The sequence below is a fragment of the Pseudomonas sp. LBUM1664 genome, from assembly GCF_059695895.1.
Map to the genome: position 1 here is coordinate 3,328,378 of NZ_CP166791.1, position 17,728 is coordinate 3,346,105.

Genomic DNA, 17,728 nt, shown 5'->3' on the forward strand with positions numbered 1-17,728 from the left:
GGCTGCGATCTTTTCCTGTCAATTGGTTCCTGAACAAAAAGACCAAAATCAAAAGATCGCAGCCTACGGCAGCTCCTACAGATTGCGCGAAATGACCATGCGCTGAATGTCGCTGGTGCCTTCGTAGATCTGGCAGACCCGCACGTCGCGGTAGATGCGTTCCAGCGGGAAGTCGTTGAGGTAACCGTAACCGCCCAGGGTTTGCAACGCCATGGAGCAGACTTTTTCAGCCATTTCCGAGGCGAACAGCTTGGCCATGGACGCCTCCACCAGCGCCGGCTGACCGTTGTCCCGCAGGGCGGCGGCGTAATGCACCATTTGCCGGGCCACGGCGATCTGGGTCGCCATGTCCGCCAGACGGAACGCTACGGCCTGGTGCTCAATGATCGGCTTGCCGAAACTTTCCCGTTCGCGGGCATAGTCGCGGGCCGCCTCGAACGCGGCACGCGCCATGCCCACCGATTGCGCCGCGATGCCGACCCGCCCGCCTTCCAGGTTCGCCAGGGCGATCTTGTAACCTTCGCCCTCCTCACCCAAGCGATTGCCCACCGGCACCTTCACATCCTCGAACAGGATCTGGCAGGTGTCGGAGGCATGTTGACCGAGTTTGTCCTCGACCCGCGCCACGGTGTAGCCCGGCGAATCGGTGGGTACGATGAACGCGCTGATGCCGCGTTTGCCGGCGCTCGGGTCGGTCACCGCGAACACGATCACCACCCCGGCGTTCTGCCCTGAGGTGATGAACTGCTTACAGCCGTTGAGCATGTAATGATCGCCCTCCCGTCGCGCCCGGGTTTTGAGGCTGCTGGCGTCCGAGCCGGCCTGGGGCTCGGTCAGGGCGAAAGCGCCGAGCATCGCGCCGCTGGCCAGCGGCGTGAGGAACCGGACTTTTTGTTCATCGCTGCCGAACTTGAGGATCGGCACGCAGCCCACCGAGTTGTGCACGCTCATGATCGTCGAGCATGCCCCGTCGCCAGCGGCGATTTCTTCCAGGGCCATGGCATAGGCCAGGTAACCGGTGTCACAACCGCCCCATTGCTCCGGCACGAGCATGCCGAAGAAACCCAGTTCGGCCATTTCACCGATGGCTTCCTTGGGGAAGCGGTGCTCGCGGTCCCATTCGGCGGCGAACGGTTTCAAACGTTCCTGGGCGAACTGCCGGGCCACGTCGCTGATTTGAGTCTGTTCTTCAGTCGGGAGCATGGTGATTCCTTAATACAGGCATTCAACGGCCATGGCCGTGGCTTCGCCGCCGCCAATGCAAATGGCCGCGACGCCGCGCTTGAGACCTTTCTGGCGCAGGGCCGAGAGCAACGTGACCAAAATCCGCGCACCGGACGCACCAATCGGGTGGCCCAGGGCACAGGCGCCGCCGTGGATATTGACCTTGGCGTGGGGGATTTCCAGCTTGCCCATGGTCACCAAACTCACCACCGCGAAGGCTTCATTGACTTCGAACAGATCGACCTCATCCAGCGACCAGCCGGTTTTACTCATCAGCTTCTTCACCGCGCCTATCGGTGCAGTGGGAAACAGGCTCGGGGTGTCGGCAAATGCCGCGTGGCCATGAATCACTGCCAAGGGCTTCAAACCACGTTGCCGGGCCTGACTCTGGCGCATCAACACCAACGCCGCGGCGCCATCGGAAATGGAACTGGAGTTGGCGGCCGTCACGGTACCCCCCTCCCGGAATGCCGGTTTGAGCGAGGATATCTTGTCGATCCGCGCCTTGGGCGGTTGCTCGTCGTGGCGCACAGTCACTTGTTCCTTGCCGACCATGACTTGCACCGGCACGATCTCGGCGTCGAAACTGCCGTCCTTGATCGCCTGCTGGGCGCGGGTGGTAGAAGCAATGGCGAAAGCGTCCTGGGCTTGGCGACTGAAACCATTGGCTTCGGCGCAATCCTCGGCGAAGGTGCCCATCAGGCGGCCCTTGTCGTAGGCGTCTTCCAGGCCGTCGAGGAACATGTGGTCCAGCACCCTGCCGTGGCCCATTCGGTAACCGCTGCGGGCGCGGTCGAGCAGATACGGCGCGTTGGACATGCTCTCCATGCCACCCGCCACCACCACCTCGGCACTGCCGGCGATGAGCATGTCATGGGCGAGGATGGCCGCTTCCATGCCCGAACCGCACATTTTGTTGAGCGTGGTGCAACGGGTCGACTTGTCGAGCCCGGCGCCCAGTGCTGCCTGGCGCGCCGGGGCTTGGCCCAGGCCGGCCGCGAGCACGCAACCGAACAGCACTTCTTCTACCGAAGCCGCCGCAATACCGGCGCGCTCCACTGCGGCCTTGATCGCGGCAGCCCCCAGTTGTGGGGCACTGAGGCTTTTCAATTCACCCTGGAAACCGCCCATGGGGGTGCGGACGGCGCTGACGATGACAATCGGATCGTTTGACATAAGAATTCTCCTACTTGGCAGCCATACGCAAGGCACCGTCGAGACGGATCACCTCACCGTTGAGCATGCTGTTTTCAATGATATGCCTGACCAGCGCCGCGTACTCGGCGGGTTTGCCCAGGCGCGGTGGAAACGGCACGCCGGCAGCCAGGGAGTCGCGTACTTCAGGCGTCATGCCGGCCATCATCGGGGTTTCGAAAATGCCGGGGGCGATGGTCATCACGCGAATGCCGAAGCGCGCCAGCTCCCGGGCCGCTGGCAAGGTCAGGCTGGCGATGGCACCTTTGGACGCTGCGTAGGCCGCCTGGCCGATCTGGCCGTCGAAGGCCGCTACCGACGCAGTGTTGATGATCACGCCGCGCTCACCGTCGGCATTGGCCTCGGTTTCGGCAATGGCGGCAGCCGCCAAACGCAAGAGATTGAAGCTGCCGATCAGATTGACGTTAATCACCTGGCTGAAGCTGGCCAATGCGTGGGGACCGTTCTTGCCGAGGATCTTCTCGCCGCGAACGATGCCGGCGCAGTTCACCAGGCCATTGAGGCCGCCGAACGCATCGACCGTGGCCTTGACCGCCGCTTCGGCCGCCGCCTCGTTACTGATGTCCGCCACCACGCTCAGGCAGCCGAGCTTTTGCGCCTGGGCGGCCACGGCTTCGGCATTGAGGTCCACCAGCATCACGTTGGCACCGGCCTTGACCAGCATCTCGCCGGTGGCCGCGCCCAGGCCGGACGCACCGCCGCTGACGAGGAAAATCTTATTGTCGATCTGCATCATGGTTTCCTTGGGTTCAAGCTGAAACGTTATGCGCCGCAGCCTCTTGAGCCTTGGCGACTTCTTGGTTGCGCAAGATAAAGCGCTGCAATTTGCCGCTTGGGGTTTTCGGCAAATCGCTGACAAATTCGATTTCGCGGGGATAGGCATGGGCCGCCAGGCGCTTGCGCACATGCTGGCGCAACTCTTCGGCCAGTTCTGGCGCGGCGCGGTACTGAGCGCTGAGCACCACGAAGGCCTTCACCACCTCGGTACGCTCCGGGTCGGGCTTACCGATCACGGCCGCCTCCACCACCGCCGGATGTTCGATCAGCGCGCTTTCCACGTCGAACGGGCCGACGCGGTAGCCGGAGGTGGTGATCACGTCGTCGCTGCGCCCGACAAAACTGATGCTGCCGTCCGGGTTCAGCTCCACGGTGTCGCCGCTCAGGTAATAGTCGCCGATGAAGGCTTTGGTCGGCCCGCCCTCGTAACCGGCGAACCAGCACATAGGCGACTGGCTGCGGTCGACGGCCAGAATACCCGGCTGCCCCACGCCCAGTTCGCGCTGGTGCTCATCCAGCACCACGATCCGATGGCCCGGCGAGGCAAAACCGGCGGCGCCCAGGTGCACCGGATGCTCCAGCCCGTGGTGGTTGCACAGCACCATGCCCAGTTCGGTCTGGCCGTAATGGTCGTGGATCACCACGTTCAGATTGTCGGCAAACCAGCGGATCACCTCCGGGTTCAGCGGCTCGCCAGCACTGCTGACGATGCGCAGCTTGCCCTTGATCGACCGGGCGAACTGCTCACCCCCAGCGATCAATAAACGGTAGGCCGTAGGCGAACCCGTGAGGTTGGTGATGCGATATTTATTGATCACCCGGCAGGTGCTTTCCAGGGTGAATGGGCCATCGTAGAAAGTAATCGGGTGCCCCATCGCCAGCGGTCCGGTCACACCGAAGTAGATGCCATAGGCCCAGCCCGGGTCGGCAACGTTCCAGAAGGCATCTTCAGGGCGCAGGTCCACAGCGTCACGGGTGTAGCTCTGGAACGCGACGATGGCCTTGAGCGGCACCGACAGCGCCTTGGCCGGGCCGGTGGTGCCGGAGGTGAACATCAGCAGGAATGGGTCTTCGCCAGTGAGCATCACCGGTTCGCAGTGACTTGCGTGATTTGCCACTTCGGCCCAGAAGCTGTAGTCGCCCCGGACAATGCCCTGGCCTTTTTCACCGCCAACGGTGACGACCGTGGGGCAACCGGCGACTTCGTTGAGCTTGGGGCGGTTGACCGCGTCGGTGACCACAACGCGCGCACCGGAACTGCCGAGGCGATGTTCGATGGCCTTGGGGCCGAACGCGGTGAACAGCGGCTGATACACCGCCCCGATGCGCCAGGTGGCGAGTACCACGATCAACAATTCAGCGGTGCGCGGCAGCAGGCCGGCCACCTTGTCGCCCTTGCCCACGCCTTGGGCGAGCAGGAAATTGGCAAAACTTGCAGCGTTGTCCTGTAGGTCGCGGTACGTCCAGGTTGCATCGCTGCCATCGCGACCCTCCCAGAACAAGGCGATACGCCCCGGCAACGCGTGCCGGTCGCAACACTCGACGCAGGCATTGAGCGCCTCGAGCGAGCCGTGCAGCGCGGTGTTGACGGTGTGCAGGTAATCGAACTGCGACGTGGCGGACGAATAATCGGGCATGACCAGAATCCCTCTGTACTTTTTATTGGTTGGGGGAACCGTAAGCAGCAGGGAAATACTCGCGCCGAAGGGCGTGGGCGGCAATGGTCAAAGCCATCAAGTTGCTTGACTGGTTTGGCCATGGTCGTGGGGATGTGTTGTCAGTATATGGCCCATCGCGAGCAGGCTCGCTCCCACATGGGAGGCGTGTTGATTTTGTGGGAGCGAGCCAGCTCGCGATAGCGCACGACCAGTCAATACAGAGTCTGGCACGTTTGGACGTTAGCGTTGATGACGCGAATTCATGGCTTGCGAGTAAACGAATAGAATAAATTCGGCTCCGCTACCACGTATAAGTGGCCTTGCGCATCCATGGCTACACCTTCTGGCTGTGCCTTGGACGAGAAAAAATCCTTCACGCCCTCGAACAGACTTTTGTAGCTTATATAACGTCCCTCTCTGTCCAACTCAATCAACAATTTGGACTGCTCACTGAGTAAAAGAAGGTGGCCGGTGCCTGGGTCGTAATAGGCGTCTGCCAGGTCACGTGCGAACACACTGCGGGTCACCCATTCAGTGCGATCGATCAAGTTGATGGACTGGTTTCCATTCAGGCTTTTCGACACGCCACCCACCTCATACAATTGTCGTGGGTCGCGCTCCTTGACCACAAATAAACGGTCGCCAACCGGATCATAGGTCACCCCTTCGAAGCCCTTGTTGTTTGTGCTCAGGTTGACACCTACGGTGATGAACGGCTCTGCTCGCTTTCGAATGGTCGAGGACTTCTCGGGCAGTTGGATAAACGTCAGACGTTGGTCAGCTTCTTCAGAAACAACTACTCGGCCATTGCCCATGTAGGCCAGTCCTTCGGTATCGTCAAAGCCCTCAAGCGGATAACGTTCAAGCACATTGCCCGCTCGGTCGAGGGCAACAATTTGAAGAGTCCCGGCGTTGGTAATAACCAGCAACCGGTCATGGTCGTAATCGTAGGTGATTCCTGAGAGATCATCGTCAATGCCCTCTATTGGCTTGGCGACGACGTCAGGCATAAATCCTGGCAGCCATAGGCTAGGCGCATGACTGGCGCTGCCCCAAGTCTGCACAACAAAGTAATACAGCTGTTGGTGCCAGTAGAAACGGCAGGAAGCCGCCCCCAAAACGCCTAATAACAGCAACACAAAAACAACAATGAGCACCCGACGCCGTCGGAATTCATGAGCAACGCCAGCCGTCACAGGGGATGCTTCCAGGCGAATGAATAAACCTTCTCTGGCGTTGGCGACTGGCAACGATGGTTATCCGCATCGGCCCCCACCAAGAACCACTCAGCCCTTGAAGTATCGCCGACACTGCGAGCTTTTTGCGGGTCGTAACAGCGTGCCAGATCGTGCGCGGGCACCAAGGCATAAGCCTGCGGATGGCTGCGAAGCCAGAGGGCGGATTGCTCCAGAGAGTGGCTGGTATAGAAGCCAAAATGCACGATGGGTTGCTGCGCGAACAACCAGTGTCCCTCACGCCAACTCACCAGCACCAACTCAGCATTGGCGGTCAGTCGCGCCACCTCCCGCATAACGGTTTCGTGGGGGTTAAGGCCTTCTTTACGGGGCTCGATGAAGCCGCGCACAAACCAGGCCCCCAACCACAATGCGGTCAATATGACAAATACCGTTCTGCCCCTCGGACGCTGGCTGAACCAACGGCGCAGCATCCATGGAATAAGCGGCGCCACCAGCAGAATCAATGCGGGCAATGCAGGAAAGATGTACAGCTTGCGTTTACCGCTGCTCAGGCTGAAGAACAACAACACCAGTGCCACCCAACCGAGTAGCACCAACACTCGACCATCGTGCTTGACCAGCTGCTTACGCCAAGCCGGCACCAGCCATGGGAGCATGAACACAATCGGCAGCCAGTACTTCGGAATCACCTTGACGAAGAAATACCAAAAGGGTTCGCGGTGGTCCCAGGCATTGGCATACCGGCCAGCCGTTTGCTTGAGCAGGATTTCCTGGGCATAAGCCAAGCTATCAGCACTGCCCTGAAGCACGATCACCAACAGCGGACCCAGCCATAGCGCAATGGCTGCCAACGCCACCAGCAGCCCCAGCCACCATTTCCCCGTTTCGCCGGGCATCAACACCACGCCTTTCCAACCTTTGCGCACTGCATACGCGTAGGGGATCAGCATCAGCACCGGCAGAAAGCCCACACCTTTGCTGATGATGCCAAACCCCATCGCCGCGCAGGCTACGTAGTACCAGCGCCAGGCCGGACCGAGCAACAGATGCCGGCATAAGCCATAGATCGCCAGCATTGTCCAAAGCGCCAGAAAGCCATCAATCTGGCCAGTCCGTAAAATGCTGTAGGTCTGGTAGGTCGCCAGAAACAATAGCGCGGCAATGACACCGACACGGCGCCCCCACAAGCGCCGGCCCAAGTCGTACAAGCCAGCCGTCGTAACGGCGCCGGCGACAAGCGCGGGCAAATACAGGGCTACTTTTGGTAACTGGGTAAGCTGCACGAATAGGGCTACAGCCCACATGAACAGCGGAGGCTTGTCCGCGTAAATTTCGCCAGCGCGATGCGGAATAAACCACGAACCGTTCTGCAGCATTTCCAAGGCTACGCCCAGAAAACGCTCTTCATCGACATTCATCGGCTGGCGCCAGCCAAGACCGGCACCCACCATCACCAACGCCAATACGAAAAAAAACAGTAGCTCTAACCGCGAGGAAGATAATCGTATCCGCACCGTTCAGTCCTTTTTACCCAGTTCGCGGTTTTCCTGTTCATGGTGCTTGGCGATCAACTGCAAGTTGCGCAAATACACGATAAAACCGAAGGACTGGCCGACGATAAAAACCGGGTCTTCGCGGTAAATGGCGTAGGCCAACAGCAGCGCACTGCCGATGATACTCAGGTACCAGAACCCAACAGGGATCAGGCTGCGCTTCTTGTATTCGCTGTATAGCCACTGCAGAACAAAACGGCCGGTAAATGCAAACTGGCCAGCGAAGCCAATGCCCAACCACAACGTTTCTCTGCCCATGTCAGACCTCGACCTCTTGTGCATTGACTTCCAGGCGAGTGCGTTTTATCAGCCACCACACCCCGAACAAATCAACAATTCCCACGAGGGCCCGGTCGAAGTTTCCGTAGTTTGAAACCCCTGCCCCGCGCTCACGGTGGTTCACAGGTTGAATCAGCATCCGGCCGTTGTGACGGCGAATCAAGGCAGGAATGAAGCGGTGCATGTGATCGAAATACGGCAGGCGCAGAAACGCCTCGCGCTCAATCAATTTGATACCGCAACCTGTATCGGGCGTTTGGTCCTTCAGCAGACTGGCGCGCAGATTGTTCGCAAATCGCGAAGCCCAGCGCTTACTCGCCGTGTCCCGACGGTTTACCCGATGGCCTGCCACCAGTTTCACACCTTCGGGTTTGCCTTCCGAACCCCGCACCAAGTCGAGCATTTTCGGCAGGTCAGCCGGATCGTTTTGCCCATCGCCATCGAGTGTTGCCAACCAATGCCCACGTGCAACCTCAGCCGCGTGGTAAATCGAGGTGCTCTGCCCCAGCGAACGGGCATGACTGAGTACCCGCAATTGACTGTAGCCATTGTTTTGTAATGTGCGTAATTCGCTGGCGGTGGCATCGGTGCTCCCATCGTCAACCACGATGACTTCAAAGGTCTCGTTGGCCAGCGCTGCACGCACTTCCTCCAACAGTGGAAGGAGGTTACCTGATTCGTTTTTGGCCGGAATCAGAACCGACACATAAGGGGTTTCGTGCATGACGTTTCCGTAAAAACTGAGGGGTGAGTGCTTCGTAATAGGCGCGGTACCCTGCGACAGCCGTCCCCGATGATGAGCTTCTGTACCCAGTGGCTTATATCAAAGAAAAATGACAGTTTTGTGTTTAATTAAAGACAGCGACGAAAGTGGTTACTCGATATATCGATCATCGGTAATACCCCACGGAGTTTAGCGCATCTTTTAATTCTGGCGCTGACGACACTTGCGATGAAAATAATCAGAGGCGGCGGCTGATAGCTCAATAAACGCATGCCCCTGAATAACCCAAACAACAAACACTTGATCCAGTTTAGTGCGCGCCATGTAAAACCTCGAACAAATACGCGCCCCTCCTCCGCTAAAAAAGGTAATGCAATCAGGTATCAAGTAATGGCTGGCAGCAAATAAACAATTCGCCTACCGTTTTTTCACGTTTCTTTCAAAAAATCACGTTTAGCCTCAATGAATATGGGCTGCTCGTTACGAGCACCACCCACCTTGGAACGAAAAAATCCACTGAATTTTCTTAACAAATATTTCAGGCAACTGCTTGATGCGGCTTTTCTTTATAGGGTTTAGGCTGTTAGTCGATCCCTGTTTTAACCTTAAAGTTATTCACTCTTGAGCCCCGAGGTGCCCATGATTCAAGGGTTTCTTCCGTTCTCCCGTCCCAGTATTGGCGATGAAGAAGTTGCCGCCGTAGAGCAAGTATTGCGCTCCGGCTGGATCACGACTGGCCCGAAAAACCAGCAACTCGAAGAGCAGTTCGCCCACCACGTCGGCTGCCGGCATGCCGTTGCACTTTCCTCGGCCACCGGCGGTATGCACATCACGCTGTTGGCGTTGGGAATCGGGCCGGGTGATGAAGTCATTACACCGTCCCTGACGTGGGTGTCGACCGCCAACATGATCTGCCTGTTGGGGGCCACGCCGGTGTTCGTCGACGTGGACCGCGACACGCTGATGAGTGATCTGTCGAGCATCGAAGCAGCCATCACGCCGCGCACCAAAGCGATCATACCGGTGCATTACGCCGGCGCAGCGTTCGATCTCGATCCGCTGTATGCGCTGGCAGGCAGGCATGGTATCGCGGTTATCGAAGATGCCGCCCATGCGGCAGGCACCCTCTACAAGGGCCGCCATGTCGGATCAAAAGGCACGGCGATTTTCTCGTTCCACGCGATCAAGAACATGACTTGCGCCGAGGGTGCCATGTTCGTCAGCGATGATGAAGTGCTTGCCGCGCGGGTGCGCAGGCTCAAGTTCCATGGCTTGGGCGTCGATGCCTACGACCGCCTTACTCACGGTCGCAAACCCCAGGCACACGTGATAGAGCCGGGTTTCAAATACAACCTGGCCGACATCAATGCCGCTATTGCCCTCGTGCAACTGGAGCGCCTGGACCAGATCAACGCCAAACGCACCGAGCTGGCCACGGCTTACCTGCAACGGTTGCAAGGCTCAAAAGTGCAACCGCTGGCAGTTCCGGTCTACCCGCAACAGCACGCCTGGCACCTGTTCATCCTGCGCATCGACGCTGAGCGCTGCGGACTGGATCGCGAAGCGTTCATCAAAGCCCTGCAGGAGCAGAACATCGGCACCGGCATTCACTTCATAGCCACGCACCTGCACACCTACTACCGCCAGCGCTTTCCCAACGTCCACTTGCCCAATACCGAGTGGAACTCGGCGCGTCTGTGCTCAATTCCGTTGTTCCCCGACATGACCGTCGATGACGTGGATCGCGTTGTCGACACCATTGAAAACGTCATGGACACCCACCTGTGAAACCTTACCCAATCAACTGCGTGTCGATCGTCATTCCGGTCTACAACGAAGAAGACAGCTTGCCCGAGTTACTGCGACGTACAAAAGCCGCCTGTCAGCAACTGCACCAGACATACGAAATTGTGCTGGTCGACGATGGCAGTCGGGACGAATCGGCGCAAATACTGGAACAGGCTGCATCACTCAAAGGCAGCCCGGTCGTAGCGGTCATTCTCAACCGCAACTACGGTCAGCACGCGGCAATCATGGCCGGTTTCGAGCAGTGCAAGGGCGACCTCGTCATTACCCTCGACGCCGACCTGCAAAACCCGCCCGAAGAGATTCCTCGATTGGTGGCCCAGGCCGAGCTTGGCTATGACGTGGTCGCCACGGTTCGCAACAACCGTCAGGACTCGGCCCTGCGGCGCTGGCCGTCGAAACTGATCAACCTTGCCGTGCAGCGCTCCACCGGCGTGGCCATGAGCGACTACGGCTGCATGCTCCGGGCTTACCGGCGGTCCATCGTCGACGCCATGCTCGCCTGTCGCGAACGCAGCACGTTCATCCCTATCCTGGCCAACAGCTTCGCTCGGCACACCTCGGAAATCCCAGTGACCCACGCCGAGCGCGAACACGGGGAATCCAAGTACAGCCCCATGCGCCTGATCAACCTGATGTTCGACTTGATCACCTGCATGACCACGACACCACTGCGACTGCTGAGCATTGTCGGCTTCGCCATGGCCGGTTTGGGCGTGTTGTTCGCCATCGCGTTGATCGTCCTGCGCCTGGTTTTCGGCGCCAGTTGGGCCGGCCACGGAATGTTCGTGCTGTTTGCCGTGCTGTTTGTTTTCACTGGCGGGCAATTCATCGGGATGGGGTTGCTGGGCGAATACCTGGGGCGGATGTACAGCGACGTTCGTGCGCGTCCCCGGTTCTTCATCGAGAAGGTCCTACGGGGCCAGCCCGCCACCCCTGCTCCCGTTGTCACCGTTGACGGCCTCACTTCCATGTCTTCAGATCAGGTGCTCTCATGAGCGTAAAAACGGTTGTCTTCGCCTATCACGATATCGGCTGTGTCGGTATCGAAACCCTGCTCGACTCGGGCTTCGACATTGTCGCGGTGTTTACCCACGCCGATGACCCCAAGGAAAACACCTTTTACGGCTCCGTTGCGCAACTGTGCGCGCGCCATGGCATCCCGGTCCATGCGCCGGAAGACGTGAACCATCCGTTGTGGGTCGAGCGCATCAGTCAGCTCAACCCCGATTACCTGTTCTCGTTCTACTACCGCCATTTGTTGAACGAACCGCTGTTGGCCACCGCCCAGAAAGGCGCGTTCAACCTGCACGGTTCATTGCTGCCCCACTACCGCGGTCGCGCGCCGGTCAACTGGGTATTGGTGAACGGTGAAACCGAGACCGGGGTGACCCTGCACCGTATGGTCAAACGCGCCGACGCCGGTGCAATCCTCGCCCAGCAGAGGGTTGCCATCGAGCGCAGCGACACCGCGCTGACCCTGCACGGCAAATTACGCGTGGCTGCCATCGACCTGCTGCGCGATACGTTGCCAGCGTTGCTTGCCGGTAAGGTCAGCGAGACGCAACAGGACGAATCCACAGCCACGGTGTTTGGCCGTCGCACAGCCGCCGACGGAAAACTCGTCTGGCAACGCCCGGCGGAGGAACTGTTCAACCTGGTTCGTGCCGTGACCCGACCGTACCCAGGTGCGTTTTGTGCCGTGGGCGAACACAAGTTGATTGTCTGGAGCGCACAGGTCACTCCGGGTAACGAAGGTCAGGCACCAGGTCGGGTCATCAGCGTCGATCCGTTGCGCATCGCTTGCGGCGAAGACTCCCTGGTGATCACCTCCGGTCAGCGTAACGACAACGGCTTGTATCTGAGTGGTCCGCAACTGGCCAATGAACTGGGCCTGGTCGACGGCTCAGTGCTGCGCGGTGCCGAGGCCGACCGCGCCCCGCGTCGTACTCGCGTGCTGATCCTCGGCGTCAACGGTTTCATCGGTAATCACTTGTCCGAACGCCTGCTGCGTGACGGCAAATACGAGGTACATGGCCTCGACATCGGCTCCGACGCCATCGCCCGTCTGCGCAGTCATCCGCATTTCCACTTCGTCGAAGGCGATATCAGCATTCACTCCGAGTGGATCGAATACCACATCAAGAAGTGCGACGTGATCCTGCCGCTGGTCGCTATCGCCACGCCGATTGAGTACACCCGCAATCCACTGCGCGTGTTCGAACTGGACTTCGAAGAGAACCTGAAACTGGTTCGCTACTGCGTCAAATACAACAAACGCGTGATCTTCCCGTCGACGTCAGAAGTCTATGGCATGTGCCAGGACAACAACTTCGATGAAGACACCTCCAACCTCACCGTCGGCCCAATCAACAAGCAACGCTGGATCTACTCAACGTCCAAACAGTTGCTCGACCGCGTGATCTGGGCCTACGGCCAGAAAGGCCTGAACTTCACCCTGTTCCGCCCCTTCAACTGGATGGGTCCACGCCTGGATCGCCTGGGTTCGGCACGGATCGGCAGCTCCCGGGCCATTACCCAACTGATCCTCAACCTGGTGGAAGGCACACCGATTCGCCTGTTCGATGGCGGCGAGCAAAAACGCTGCTTCACCGACATTGCCGACGGTGTGGAAGCGCTGGCCCGGATCATCGACAACGAAAACGACGCCTGTAATGGCCAGATCATCAACATCGGCAACCCGGACAACGAAGCCAGCATTCGTCAATTGGGCGAGGAACTGCTGCGTCAGTTCGAAGCGCACCCGCTGCGTGACAACTTTCCACCGTTCGCCGGGTTCCGCGATGTCGAAAGCAAGGCCTTCTATGGCAACGGTTACCAGGACGTGTCACACCGCAAACCGAGCATCGCCAATGCCAAGCGCCTGCTGGACTGGACGCCGACCGTGCAAATGAGTGAAACCATCGGCAACACGCTGGATTTCTTCTTGCGCGAGGCCATGCTCGAAATCGCGGAGCACTCTATAGAAGAATCGTGCTGATGCAGGCAGGCCTTCGAATCGATGTCGACACATACCGAGGCACCCGTGAGGGGGTGCCCCGGCTGTTGGAAATCCTCGATGAGGCCCAGGTCAAGGCTACGTTTTTCTTCAGTGTCGGGCCGGACAACATGGGGCGTCATCTGTGGCGCCTGATACGGCCGCAATTTCTCTGGAAGATGTTGCGCTCCAACGCCGCGGGCCTGTACGGCTGGGAGATTTTGCTGGCCGGCACCGCCTGGCCCGGCAAACCCATCGGCCGCGATCTCGGGCATCTGATGCGTCAGGCCCGGGCCGCTGGCCATGAAGTCGGCCTGCATGCCTGGGATCACCATGCCTGGCAGGCCAATGCCGGACGCTGGAGCGATGCGCAACTGATCGAGCACATTCGCCGGGGCGTAGACAGCCTCAGCGACATCCTCGGGGAAAAAGTCGAATGCTCTGCGGCGGCCGGTTGGCGCGCGGACGAGCGTGTGATCGAGGTCAAGCAGGCGTTCGGCTTTCGCTACAACAGCGATTGCCGTGGGCATCGGCTGTTCCAGCCGACACTGGCCGATGGAGGTTTAGGTACGCCGCAGATTCCGGTGGACCTGCCGACCTTCGATGAGGTGGTCGGCCCGAACGTCATGGCCAAGGACTACAACGCTTTCATTATCGAGCGCTTCGCCCCCGAAAAGCTCAACGCCTACACGATCCATGCCGAAGTAGAAGGGATATTGATGGCTCACGATTTCCGTCAATTGCTGGCCGATGCGCGCCAGCGAGAAATCCGCTTTCAACCCTTGGGCGACCTGCTGCCCCAAACGCCCGCGACCTTGCCGACAGGTCGCGTGGTGCGCGGCACGCTTGAAGGTCGCGAAGGCTGGCTGGGAGTGCAAGGCGCATGAGCAAACGCTGGGGGCTGCCGCTGCTGCTGGGGATTTTTCTGTTGGCGTACCTGCTGCCATTGGGCAGTCATGGGTTGTGGATTCCCGACGAAACCCGCTACGCCCAGATCAGCCAGGACATGCTTCTGAGCGGTAACTGGGTTTCACCGCACTTCATGAGCCTGCGCTATTTCGAAAAACCGGCAGCCGGATACTGGATGATCGCCCTCGGCCAGGCAGTTTTTGGTGACAACCTGTTTGGTGTGCGCATTGCTTCGGCCGTCAGCACCGGGCTCAGTGTGATGCTGTGCTACTTGATCGCCCACCGACTCTGGAACGAGCCGCGCAAGAGTTTTGCCTGCGCCCTGCTGTACATGAGCCTCACCATGATCGCCGGCGCCGCGGGCTACGCCAACCTCGATCCGCAGTTCACCTTTTGGGTAACCCTGAGCCTGGTAGCGTTGTGGTTTGCATTGGACAGCGTCGGCCGCACGCAACGGCTGATCGGCTGGGCGGTAGTGGGACTGGCCTGCGGCATGGGCTTCATGACCAAGGGTTTTCTCGCCTGGTTGCTGCCAGTGTTGATCGCCCTGCCCTGGATGGTCTGGCAAAAGCGCTGGCGTGAGTTGCTGATTTACGGCCCGATGGCGATTGTCGTGGCCATCGCCGTCAGCCTGCCCTGGGCCTTGGCGGTACATGCACAGGAACCGGACTACTGGCGGTTCTTCTTCTGGCACGAACACATTCAGCGCTTCGCCGGGGACGATGCCCAGCATGACGCGCCATGGTGGTTCTATCTGCCGCTGCTGGTGGCGTTCAGTCTGCCGTGGGTGGGGCTGTTACCACCGGCGCTGCGGCAAGCGTGGCAAACCCGGCGCCAGGCGAACATCGCTTTCCTGTGGTTGTGGCTGTTGATGCCGCTGCTGTTTTTCAGCCTCAGCAAAGGCAAATTACCCAGCTACATCCTGCCGTGCCTGCTGCCATTATCCTTGCTCCTGGGGTGTACGCTGGCGGACCGGCTGGCGCTGAAACAGGGTCGGGCCCTTGGCATTAACGGTCTACTGAACCTGATACTCGGCTTGGCCGCCCTGCTCGCCGTGGTCTATCTGCAACTGAAAAATCCGCTCTACGACCATGAGCCACACAATCTGGTGCTGGTGTTCATCGCGCTGATCGGCTGGATCGTGACTAACCTACTGCAAGCCTTCAGACCCTTGCAATGCTGGGCCGCCCCGGCGTTCGGCAGTTTGTTGCTGATCGGGTTGCTGCCCGCCGGACTGCCCAACTCTGTAGTCGCCAACAAAATGCCCGACCAGTTCATCCTCGAACACCTTCAGGAACTGGCACAAACCGACAATCTGCTGAGCAACGATCTGGGCGCTGCGTCAGCATTGGCCTGGCGCGCGAAACGCCCGGATGTGGCGTTGTACAACACAGTCGGGGAGTTGAAATATGGCCTGGCTTACCCTGACGGGATACAGCAACGGGTCGACTCGAAACAGGTGCAACAGTGGATGCACGAGGCCCGCCGAAGCGGCTCGGTCGGGGTGCTGATGCGGGTCAAGGGTGACGATGAGCTACAAGAAATCGAACGATTGCCCAAGGATGGCAAACGTTATGAGCGAGGCAATCTGGTCATTCTGATTTTCCCTCAGGAGATGTCATGAGCCTGTTGCTGCTACTGGCCGCCTGCGTGCTGACTTGCCTGGGTCAGATCGCCCAGAAGTACGCCGTAGAGCACTGGCGTGGCCAGTCGTCGGGCTGGGGCGAGAAACTGCGTTCGCGCTGGTTGTGGCTGGCGCTTGCCGCGTTGGGTGCAGGCTTACTGGTGTGGTTGCTGGTGTTGCAGCGTCTTGAGGTCGGTATCGCCTACCCGATGCTGAGCCTGAATTTCGTATTGATCACCCTGGTCGCCCGGTTTGTCTTCAACGAGACCGTCGACCGTCGTCATTGGCTGGGCGTGATCCTGGTGATGGGGGGTGTGATATTGCTGGGGCAGCACGCATGAGCCATCGTCGCGGCGTTATCTTTGCGCTGGGCAGTGTAGTGCTCGTCAGTGCCGCGCAGTTGGGCTTGCGCTGGAGCATGAGTCGCCTGCCGCCACCCGAGCACTGGCTCACTGCAAGCGTCGATCTGACGGCGTTTGCCGTGGTTCTGGCGGCTATTTTCGCCTACGCCTTGTCGATGCTCAGTTGGCTGGCGGCCCTGCGGGATTTGCCGTTGGGCCGGGCTTATTCGCTGCTGAGTATCAGCTATGCGCTGGTGTACCTGCTTGCCGCCGCACTGCCGGCGTTCAACGAAGGTTTCAGCCTCTCAAAAAGCGTGGCGGTGGCCTTGGTCATCCTCGGTGTCATCACCATCAACTCTCGACCTGCTCACGCGCCTGAACCCAGGAAACCTGCGGGCAAAATCAGTTCAGGTCGTTGAGAATCAGGCTCCGATAATGCCCCGGGTTAGAACCCGACCACTTGCGAAACGCCTTATAGAAAGAGCTGGCATCGGCAAAGCCCAGGCGCGCGGCAATGTCGACAAAACTGATGGACGGCTCGGCGAGCCAGGTGATCGCCAACTCCTTGCGCACGCTGTCCTTGAGCCCCTGATAAGTCTGCCCTTCCTCCGCCAGGCGCCGGCGCAGGGTGGACGCAGAGACGCACAGCTGCTGGGCCAGGGCCTCGGTTTCCGGCCACTGCTCGGCGGGTAACTGGCGCAGGTCGTGCTTGATGCGGTTGGCGAGGCTTTGCGGGTCGCGGTATTTGACCAGAATGTTGGCAGGCGCCTGGGCCAGGAAGCGCTTGAGTTCTTCAGTGCTGCGCCTGATGGGCAGGTCCAGGCATTCGGCGGCGAAGATCATCCGGGTGCGGGGCCGGTCGAAGCGCAGGTTCTGGGAGAACATCACGCGATAGTCGTCGCAGAAATTCGGCGCCGGGCACCGTAATTCGACGGAAAGAATGGGAATACGCCGCCCGGCCAGCCAGCAGGCGACGCCATGGACGATCATCCAGTAAGTGAAATAGGTGAAAGCCCGGCGTGGATCCTGATCGTCTTCCAGCAGGACGATTTCCGCCAGGCTCTGCTGACGAACCCACTGGGCCGGCAGGTGTTCAAGCATCAGCGACAAAAAACCCAGCCCCGCCGTCAACCCCGCCGCCAACGTGGGCTGGGCCATGGCGCACTGACACAGAAAAGCCAGGCTGCCGAACTTGAGCTTGCGCGGATCCATGCCGAAGAACTCATCGTCCAGTCGCCTTGCCAGCAAACGCCAAAGCCGCGCATAGGCATGGGCCGGCACCCGCGCCAGCGGATCGCCGAGTAACGCGGGGTCGATGCCTACCTTGCTCAGCACCTCCTCGGTGGTGGCTCCAGGGACGCAGCTTTGCAACAGCGCCTCACGCACCAACTGGATGGAGATGGTGTCTTTTTCCGACATGG

16 protein-coding genes are annotated in these 17,728 nt (G+C 59.6%); 7 read left to right on the forward strand and 9 right to left on the reverse strand.

Annotated elements, in window-relative coordinates:
* Positions 1 to 75 precede the first annotated feature (75 nt).
* The 8 genes from ACA047_RS15460 to ACA047_RS15495 form a co-directional block, all read right to left on the reverse strand.
* The gene (locus ACA047_RS15460) at positions 76 to 1,203 is read right to left on the reverse strand and encodes an acyl-CoA dehydrogenase (protein WP_497350640.1); all 1,128 of its coding nucleotides are present in this window, start codon (positions 1,201 to 1,203) and stop codon (positions 76 to 78) included.
* Positions 1,204 to 1,212: 9 nt separating this feature from the next.
* A complete protein-coding gene (locus ACA047_RS15465) occupies positions 1,213 to 2,400 on the reverse strand; it encodes an acetyl-CoA C-acyltransferase (protein WP_497350642.1) in 1,188 nt (395 codons plus the stop codon).
* A gap of 10 nt (positions 2,401 to 2,410) precedes the next feature.
* A complete protein-coding gene (locus tag ACA047_RS15470; RefSeq protein WP_497350644.1) occupies positions 2,411 to 3,172 on the reverse strand; it encodes an SDR family NAD(P)-dependent oxidoreductase in 762 nt (253 codons plus the stop codon).
* Positions 3,173 to 3,188: 16 nt separating this feature from the next.
* The gene (locus ACA047_RS15475; RefSeq protein ID WP_497350646.1) at positions 3,189 to 4,853 is read right to left on the reverse strand and encodes an AMP-binding protein; all 1,665 of its coding nucleotides are present in this window, start codon (positions 4,851 to 4,853) and stop codon (positions 3,189 to 3,191) included.
* Positions 4,854 to 5,134: 281 nt separating this feature from the next.
* On the reverse strand, positions 5,135 to 6,124 hold the full coding sequence (locus tag ACA047_RS15480) for an SdiA-regulated domain-containing protein (RefSeq protein WP_497350648.1): 990 nt from the start codon (positions 6,122 to 6,124) through the stop codon (positions 5,135 to 5,137).
* Complete coding sequence (locus ACA047_RS15485) at positions 6,067 to 7,524, reverse strand: ArnT family glycosyltransferase (RefSeq protein ID WP_497360376.1); 1,458 nt, start codon at positions 7,522 to 7,524, stop codon at positions 6,067 to 6,069. The genes ACA047_RS15480 and ACA047_RS15485 overlap by 58 nt, the downstream gene beginning before the upstream one ends.
* Before the next feature lie 66 nt (positions 7,525 to 7,590).
* Positions 7,591 to 7,884: a lipid-A-disaccharide synthase N-terminal domain-containing protein gene (locus tag ACA047_RS15490; RefSeq protein ID WP_497350650.1), complete on the reverse strand. Its 294-nt coding sequence runs from the start codon at positions 7,882 to 7,884 to the stop codon at positions 7,591 to 7,593.
* A 1-nt stretch (position 7,885) separates the two neighbouring features.
* Complete coding sequence (locus ACA047_RS15495; RefSeq protein ID WP_497350652.1) at positions 7,886 to 8,629, reverse strand: glycosyltransferase family 2 protein; 744 nt, start codon at positions 8,627 to 8,629, stop codon at positions 7,886 to 7,888.
* A gap of 639 nt (positions 8,630 to 9,268) precedes the next feature.
* On the opposite strand from ACA047_RS15495, the gene arnB reads away from it, so the two are divergent.
* Genes arnB through arnF form a run of 7 tightly spaced genes read left to right on the forward strand, consistent with a single transcriptional unit; the run spans position 9,269 to position 16,726 of the window.
* Positions 9,269 to 10,417: a UDP-4-amino-4-deoxy-L-arabinose aminotransferase gene (arnB, locus tag ACA047_RS15500; protein WP_497350654.1), complete on the forward strand. Its 1,149-nt coding sequence runs from the start codon at positions 9,269 to 9,271 to the stop codon at positions 10,415 to 10,417.
* On the forward strand, positions 10,414 to 11,433 hold the full coding sequence (gene arnC / locus ACA047_RS15505; protein ID WP_497350656.1) for an undecaprenyl-phosphate 4-deoxy-4-formamido-L-arabinose transferase: 1,020 nt from the start codon (positions 10,414 to 10,416) through the stop codon (positions 11,431 to 11,433). The genes arnB and arnC overlap by 4 nt, the downstream gene beginning before the upstream one ends.
* Positions 11,430 to 13,436 (forward strand): bifunctional UDP-4-amino-4-deoxy-L-arabinose formyltransferase/UDP-glucuronic acid oxidase ArnA, encoded by a 2,007-nt coding sequence (gene arnA, locus ACA047_RS15510; protein WP_497350658.1) that lies wholly within the window; start codon positions 11,430 to 11,432, stop codon positions 13,434 to 13,436. The genes arnC and arnA overlap by 4 nt, the downstream gene beginning before the upstream one ends.
* Complete coding sequence (gene arnD, locus ACA047_RS15515) at positions 13,436 to 14,320, forward strand: 4-deoxy-4-formamido-L-arabinose-phosphoundecaprenol deformylase (RefSeq protein WP_497350660.1); 885 nt, start codon at positions 13,436 to 13,438, stop codon at positions 14,318 to 14,320. Before arnA ends, arnD begins: the two co-directional genes overlap by 1 nt.
* Entirely contained in the window at positions 14,317 to 15,966 is a 1,650-nt protein-coding gene (arnT, locus tag ACA047_RS15520) for a lipid IV(A) 4-amino-4-deoxy-L-arabinosyltransferase (RefSeq protein ID WP_497350662.1), read from the forward strand. Before arnD ends, arnT begins: the two co-directional genes overlap by 4 nt.
* Complete coding sequence (gene arnE / locus ACA047_RS15525; RefSeq protein ID WP_497350664.1) at positions 15,963 to 16,307, forward strand: 4-amino-4-deoxy-L-arabinose-phosphoundecaprenol flippase subunit ArnE; 345 nt, start codon at positions 15,963 to 15,965, stop codon at positions 16,305 to 16,307. Before arnT ends, arnE begins: the two co-directional genes overlap by 4 nt.
* The gene (arnF, locus tag ACA047_RS15530) at positions 16,304 to 16,726 is read left to right on the forward strand and encodes a 4-amino-4-deoxy-L-arabinose-phosphoundecaprenol flippase subunit ArnF (RefSeq protein WP_497350666.1); all 423 of its coding nucleotides are present in this window, start codon (positions 16,304 to 16,306) and stop codon (positions 16,724 to 16,726) included. The genes arnE and arnF overlap by 4 nt, the downstream gene beginning before the upstream one ends.
* On the opposite strand, the gene ACA047_RS15535 is transcribed toward arnF, so the two are convergent.
* Positions 16,710 to 17,726, reverse strand: a complete 1,017-nt coding sequence (locus tag ACA047_RS15535; RefSeq protein ID WP_497350668.1) for an AraC family transcriptional regulator — start codon at positions 17,724 to 17,726, stop codon at positions 16,710 to 16,712. The two genes, arnF and ACA047_RS15535, sit on opposite strands and share 17 nt — an antisense overlap.
* Between the last annotated feature and the right edge of the window lie 2 nt (positions 17,727 to 17,728).

Coding starts and splice junctions, on each gene's coding strand:
- ACA047_RS15460 (WP_497350640.1), bottom strand. CDS start 1,203: ATGCTCCCGACTGAAGAACAGACTCAAATCAGCGACGTGGCCCGGCAG.
- ACA047_RS15465 (WP_497350642.1), bottom strand. CDS start 2,400: ATGTCAAACGATCCGATTGTCATCGTCAGCGCCGTCCGCACCCCCATG.
- ACA047_RS15470 (WP_497350644.1), bottom strand. CDS start 3,172: ATGCAGATCGACAATAAGATTTTCCTCGTCAGCGGCGGTGCGTCCGGC.
- ACA047_RS15475 (WP_497350646.1), bottom strand. CDS start 4,853: ATGCCCGATTATTCGTCCGCCACGTCGCAGTTCGATTACCTGCACACC.
- ACA047_RS15485 (WP_497360376.1), bottom strand. CDS start 7,524: ATGGTGGGTGCCGGTCTTGGCTGGCGCCAGCCGATGAATGTCGATGAA.
- ACA047_RS15490 (WP_497350650.1), bottom strand. CDS start 7,884: ATGGGCAGAGAAACGTTGTGGTTGGGCATTGGCTTCGCTGGCCAGTTT.
- ACA047_RS15495 (WP_497350652.1), bottom strand. CDS start 8,629: ATGCACGAAACCCCTTATGTGTCGGTTCTGATTCCGGCCAAAAACGAA.
- arnB (WP_497350654.1), top strand. CDS start 9,269: ATGATTCAAGGGTTTCTTCCGTTCTCCCGTCCCAGTATTGGCGATGAA.
- arnA (WP_497350658.1), top strand. CDS start 11,430: ATGAGCGTAAAAACGGTTGTCTTCGCCTATCACGATATCGGCTGTGTC.
- arnD (WP_497350660.1), top strand. CDS start 13,436: ATGCAGGCAGGCCTTCGAATCGATGTCGACACATACCGAGGCACCCGT.
- arnT (WP_497350662.1), top strand. CDS start 14,317: ATGAGCAAACGCTGGGGGCTGCCGCTGCTGCTGGGGATTTTTCTGTTG.
- arnE (WP_497350664.1), top strand. CDS start 15,963: ATGAGCCTGTTGCTGCTACTGGCCGCCTGCGTGCTGACTTGCCTGGGT.
- arnF (WP_497350666.1), top strand. CDS start 16,304: ATGAGCCATCGTCGCGGCGTTATCTTTGCGCTGGGCAGTGTAGTGCTC.
- ACA047_RS15535 (WP_497350668.1), bottom strand. CDS start 17,726: ATGTCGGAAAAAGACACCATCTCCATCCAGTTGGTGCGTGAGGCGCTG.